Source organism: Myxococcus dinghuensis (assembly GCF_024198235.1).
In the GTDB taxonomy this organism is placed as follows: Bacteria; Myxococcota; Myxococcia; order Myxococcales; family Myxococcaceae; genus Myxococcus; species Myxococcus dinghuensis.
This window is the reverse complement of record NZ_JAKCFB010000093.1, coordinates 1-4,775: the sequence shown is the minus strand read 5'-3', so window position 1 is coordinate 4,775 and position 4,775 is coordinate 1. Positions and strand designations below refer to the sequence as shown.

The window sequence follows — 4,775 nt, the reverse complement described above, 5'->3', positions numbered from 1 at the left end:
CTGCTCAATCAGCCGCAGTCGGTCGCCCATCGTCGGTTTGATGATGTCGACCTTCACGCCGTCGACCTCCACCGACTTCACGACGCGACGGTTCTTCGCCAGCAGCTTGTGCTTGTTGGACATGAGGGTTCCCTTCGGCAGTGGTGTCACGGGGTGCCGTAGCCCCAGGCGATGGCCGCGCCACTCCCTATGGGGAAGGCGTGGCCGGTGAACTTGACGGTGCGCTCGTAGAGGGCGCCCGGTGTCAGCTTGTGCGACAGCTCGGGCACGGTGACCCAGGCGCGGAACACTTGGGCGTTGGCAGCCTTGGCGACCTCGACGAGCACCGGAGCCCCATCGGCGACAGGCGCGTCGAAGGTCGTCAGCGACAGCCCCACCAGCTCCCCGGAGAAGTCGCGGAGGGACGCGGCGCGCAGCTTGTAGCCATCCCCCATGACTTGCAGCTCGACGACGTCGTTCGTCACCGACAGGGAGATGGAGCGCACGAGCGCCATGGGGGCAACAGGCAGCGCTTCCCCCGAGACGCGCACGCGTGCCGAAGGCACCGGAGCACTGGCGAGGTGAACGGAGCCGAAGAGCGGATCGACCACCGCGTCGGCGGACTCCCAGGTGTTCCCATCCGATGACACCTCGACGACGACAGGGGCTCCAGGGTCGAGACGACGCAACGCCGGTTCGACGATGCGGAACTCCGTGCCCGAGCCACCCACCACGCGGGCCGCTTCGGCGTTGACGAACTCAACGGGAGTCCCGGCAATGGACAGGGAGCCGACGTGCGCGGGGACGACAGCCATCAGACGGCCACCGGGGCACCGTTGCCCAAGAGCTTGCAGGAGAACTCGACGAGACTCCCCGGCGTCATCTTCTCGTCGAGGCTGTTCACCACCATGGGGATGCGCTTGCCCTTGGCGCCAGCGTCGGCGTTCGGGTCGAAGATGAACGTCACGTAGACGGTGCTCCCGGTGTCGCGGGCATCGCGAAGCACCGCCTGGGGCGCGTCGCCCTCCATGAAGTGTCCGGACAGGTCGGCGCTGGTGTCCTTCAACGTCTGGACACGCGACTTGTACGAGGAGCCTCCGAGGTAGTTGGTTTCGGTGAAGTCGCCCGTCTCGCTCAGCGACGCGTCCGTGAGGCCGTCGACGCGGTCGGCGGGCTGGGCGGCAGTCGCGTCTGAGCGCACCGAGACGCTGTCGAGGTGGGCAGCAACAGGGGCAGACATGCGGGCTCCTACCGACTCGGGAAGAGTCGAGAGAGGGTGGAGAGGATTTGGGCGGCCACGGCCTTGCGGAACTTCGCGCGTCCCTTCCGGGCGGGCTTGCGCAGGAAGTGGACGGGTTCGGCGAAGCGCTGCGCGCCCCAGTGGAAGCCCTCGTGAATGGGGCCCGCCGCCTCGTGCGCGTAGCCCGCCGTCGCGCTGACGCTCGCCTTCTCGGCGTTCACCTCCGGGCCATCCACAAACCCGGTCGTGCTCAGCGGCGGCTTGCCGTCTGTGTCCCGCTTACCGACGGGCACGAGGGCGCGGCTTGCCTGGAGAATCGTGGACGCATGCGCGTGGGCCAGCGGCGCCAGGTCGCCCAGGACGGGACGTTCCACCTTGCGCAGCTTGTCGAGCAGCCTGAAGTCGAGGGCAACCTTGAGTGGCATGGCCCCCTGTAAATGGGTGCGGATTCCGCGAATGGCTCACACGCCCGAATCAACGAAGGAAGCGTCCACGGTGAAGGTCCACCAGTGACGGTCGCTCCCATCCGTGCCGACGTAGTTGGGACTGCCTTCGTCGACCTCGACGAGCACGTAGGGCACGGCATTCGCGAGGTGCAACACGTCGAGGGCCGCCAGCGCGAGCGCCTGTCCTTCCCGGAAGTCCTCGCGGGCCGAGCGCACGCGGACCTGACAGGTGACGGTGCGGTACGTCTTGCGCCCCCCGAGGTAGCCCTGCGGCGGGTCGCCTCCGGTTTGCAGCACGAAGCACGAGACGTCCGGCACCGTCGCGTCGTCGTCCTCGAGAGTCGGGCCCAGGAAGAGATTGGTTCCGATGCTCAGCCCCAGCCCACCCGAGGCGAGGATGCTGGCGACGTCGGCGGAGGTGTCGCGGGCCATTAGAGCCAGACCTTCCGGTAGCGCACCGTGCCCCCACCGTCGACGTGCTCGTCGATGGCCGCAGGGCGGCGGGCGTGGTTGAAGTCGGAGGTGTCGTCACCGGGGAACCACAGGCGGTGGCGAAGCGTGAGGGGAGCTGCGGTGTAGACGACGAACGACGCGACGAACTCGGCGCCGCTGGCGTCGCGAATCAGCTTGCGGCTCGGCTGGATGCGCGCGGGGGCCACGTGGACAGGACCGAGGAGCGGCGTCCCCCAGGCGTCGCGGCCCGTGACTTCGGCGTAGCGGACGAGCTGCCGGAAGAGTGCGGTAGGGCAACTCATCAACTCGCCCTCCACAGGACATGCGGCGCGACGAGCAGCCCGGCGCGGGGACTCGCAAGCCGCTGGCCGGCGCTCTTCTCCCGGTAGCTGACGGACCAGTCCCCGAGGCTCTCGGCGGAGACCTCGGCATCTCTCCCCCGGCCCCGGTACAGCGCGCAGGCTTCGAGGATGGCGGCTTCCTCGACTTCGGCTGGGAGGGTGGCGGGCCCCAGGAAGGCGTCGCCGGCCACTTGCCCTGGCGTCACGTAGCCCCCGGTGTACGTCACGGCCAGCGCTCCCGGGTGGCCCTGGTGGCTGTCCACCGTGAGGGTGACGAGCCCGCCGACATGCGCCGTCACGGGCCACACGCCGGCAAGCCGGTAGAGGAGTCCCCCCGCCGCGAGGTCCCCGGCAACGGTGTAGCTCGCCGCGTCCAGCTCCACGCCCGCTTCGGCGACACGCAGGACTTCGACGAGCGGCGGGCGGGCGAGCAGCACGTAGGGGCGCCCGTAGCTGGCCGGGTACTCCGTCACCGTGGCCCGCTCGAAGGCCCGGCCGCACAGGACGGCAATCGCACCGCTGGCCGCACTGACACAGCGCTCGACATGCGAGTCGACGGGCACGCCCAGGTCGGCGGCCACGGTGGCGGCAAAGCAGAGGTCCGTAGGGCGGGGCATGGAAGGGCCCAGGAAGGCGCAGGAACGACGAAACGGGGGCCCCCAGGGGTTGAGGGCGCCCCGCTTCGTCTCGCGCTGCTAGGTGGCCGGAATCTCGTCCGGGCCGCACAGGACGATGAGGCTGGACGCGCCGAGCGTCGGGGACGTACCGCCCGTGAGGGCCACCGTCTCGACGACGCGCAGGAAGCGGCGCGCGGTAGGCAACCGGACGTTGACCCGGGCTACGGCGTTGGGGGCCGTGAGGGGCTCGATAGCGGCACCGGGGAGGTCGGTCCATCCGTTCTGGCCGTCGGCGCTGTCCTGGAGCTTCGCGCCGAGCGACAGGGTTGTCGGGGTGCCGGTGGCGGCCCCCGTCGAAGCCGTCAGCACGCACGAGTCGAAGCCCATGCGGTCGATGGCGGAGCTGTTGCGCGTCCCGGCACTCACGGCAGCGGGCGAGGTTCCGGGGCGAATGCCGACAAGCACGCCCGCGTCAGTGGAGTTCGCGTTCATGGTGGGGCCTCTCAGGTGCCGTAGGTGATGGAGCTGAACGCCTTCGGCTGGCGGACCTTGAAGTCCCCCTTCACGATGGCGCGGATGGTGGTCTCGTCGAACTCGGCCCGCGTGTCGTGCTCGGACAGAATCAGGTCCTCGTCGATGCCGTAGATGAATTGGCGCCAGTCGGCCGAGAACGTGACTCGCGTCGCGGGGACGCGCGTCGTCATGACGAACGGGAAGCCGCGAATCGTGCCCCGGTCCAGCATCTCCTGACGGAACACCCACACTCCGGAGTTCTGGAGCTGCAACAGGGCCGTCGCTCGCGTCGGGTGAAGCACCCACGCCGCGTTGCCCATGCGGACATGCGCCGTGAGCGGCAGCTCCACCGCCTTGTCGATGTCGGCGAGGTACGCCGCGGCCGTGACGCCCGTCGACGTGAAGGCGTGCGCGGCGTCGAGCTGCGCGAAGAGCCCTTTGGGCGTCGGGCCCGAGCCGTCGCCGTTGAAGCCCGCGTCGTCGAGGCCGTCGGCCACCGTCGCGCGGATGTCCTCGCCCACGCCCGCGTCACCCACGCCTGGGGTTCGCAGCAGGTCGTTGGAGATGTCGGCCAGCACCATGCCCTTGTGGGCCTTGAGCACGACCTTGCCGTACTTGGGCGCGCTCTTCGGCACCGTCTCGCCTTCGCCCACCCAGCGGAATTCGGAGGTGCCCGTCTGGCGGCCCAGGTGCAGCTCGCCCTTGAACGTCTGCGTGCGCACGCCCAGCTTGAGCAGTGCGGCCTCGGGGCGAAGGAACTCGATGACCTCGCCGCTCTGCTGGATGGGCACCAGCACGCCCGCCGAGTCGAACTTGCTGAGCTGAACGGCCTTCTGCACGTCGGCGTTGCCGAAGCGCTTCGCGGCGTCCACCAGCTCGGCGGCACCCGTGCGCCGGCCCGCCGCGATGACACTCTTCGCGAACGCCCCCAGGTTCTCCGGGCTCGCGTAGACGCTTCCCGGGCGAGGGCCCTTGTCCGACTCCGTGCGACCGGGCGCGCTTCGGGCGGCGGCGTCCATCAGCTCGCGCGCCACCTCCGGGCCCAGCGCCTTCACCATTTCCGCCACCTGCTCGCGCGTCATTCCTTCACACTCCCGTGGATGTAGTTCTTGAATGCCTCGACGAAGCGCTTCGCGGCGTCGGGGGCGTTGAAGTCCTTCGCTTCGTCCTCTTCCTCGTCGTCTTC

The 4,775-nt window shown here is 69.4% G+C and carries 8 protein-coding genes; all 8 read right to left on the bottom strand.

From position 1 onward, the window contains the following. Window positions 1–146 precede the first annotated feature (146 nt). Window positions 147–794: a hypothetical protein gene (locus tag LZ198_RS42470; protein ID WP_253977882.1), complete on the bottom strand. Its 648-nt coding sequence runs from the start codon at window positions 792–794 to the stop codon at window positions 147–149. Continuing rightward, complete coding sequence (locus LZ198_RS42465) at window positions 794–1,219, bottom strand: phage tail tube protein (protein ID WP_253977881.1); 426 nt, start codon at window positions 1,217–1,219, stop codon at window positions 794–796. The genes LZ198_RS42470 and LZ198_RS42465 overlap by 1 nt, the downstream gene beginning before the upstream one ends. Window positions 1,220–1,227: 8 nt before the next feature. Next, window positions 1,228–1,644 (bottom strand): hypothetical protein, encoded by a 417-nt coding sequence (locus tag LZ198_RS42460; protein ID WP_253977880.1) that lies wholly within the window; start codon window positions 1,642–1,644, stop codon window positions 1,228–1,230. Window positions 1,645–1,680: 36 nt separating this feature from the next. Next, window positions 1,681–2,097 (bottom strand): phage tail terminator protein, encoded by a 417-nt coding sequence (locus LZ198_RS42455; RefSeq protein ID WP_253977879.1) that lies wholly within the window; start codon window positions 2,095–2,097, stop codon window positions 1,681–1,683. Further along, window positions 2,097–2,420: a hypothetical protein gene (locus LZ198_RS42450; protein ID WP_253977878.1), complete on the bottom strand. Its 324-nt coding sequence runs from the start codon at window positions 2,418–2,420 to the stop codon at window positions 2,097–2,099. The genes LZ198_RS42455 and LZ198_RS42450 overlap by 1 nt, the downstream gene beginning before the upstream one ends. Continuing rightward, window positions 2,420–3,076 carry a hypothetical protein gene (locus tag LZ198_RS42445; RefSeq protein ID WP_253977877.1) on the bottom strand — a complete coding sequence of 219 codons (657 nt, stop codon included), beginning with the start codon at window positions 3,074–3,076 and terminating at the stop codon, window positions 2,420–2,422. The genes LZ198_RS42450 and LZ198_RS42445 overlap by 1 nt, the downstream gene beginning before the upstream one ends. A gap of 78 nt (window positions 3,077–3,154) precedes the next feature. Continuing rightward, window positions 3,155–3,568, bottom strand: a complete 414-nt coding sequence (locus tag LZ198_RS42440) for a hypothetical protein (protein WP_253977876.1) — start codon at window positions 3,566–3,568, stop codon at window positions 3,155–3,157. A gap of 11 nt (window positions 3,569–3,579) precedes the next feature. Continuing rightward, window positions 3,580–4,671 (bottom strand): phage major capsid protein, encoded by a 1,092-nt coding sequence (locus LZ198_RS42435; protein WP_253977875.1) that lies wholly within the window; start codon window positions 4,669–4,671, stop codon window positions 3,580–3,582. Window positions 4,672–4,775: the final 104 nt, after the last annotated feature.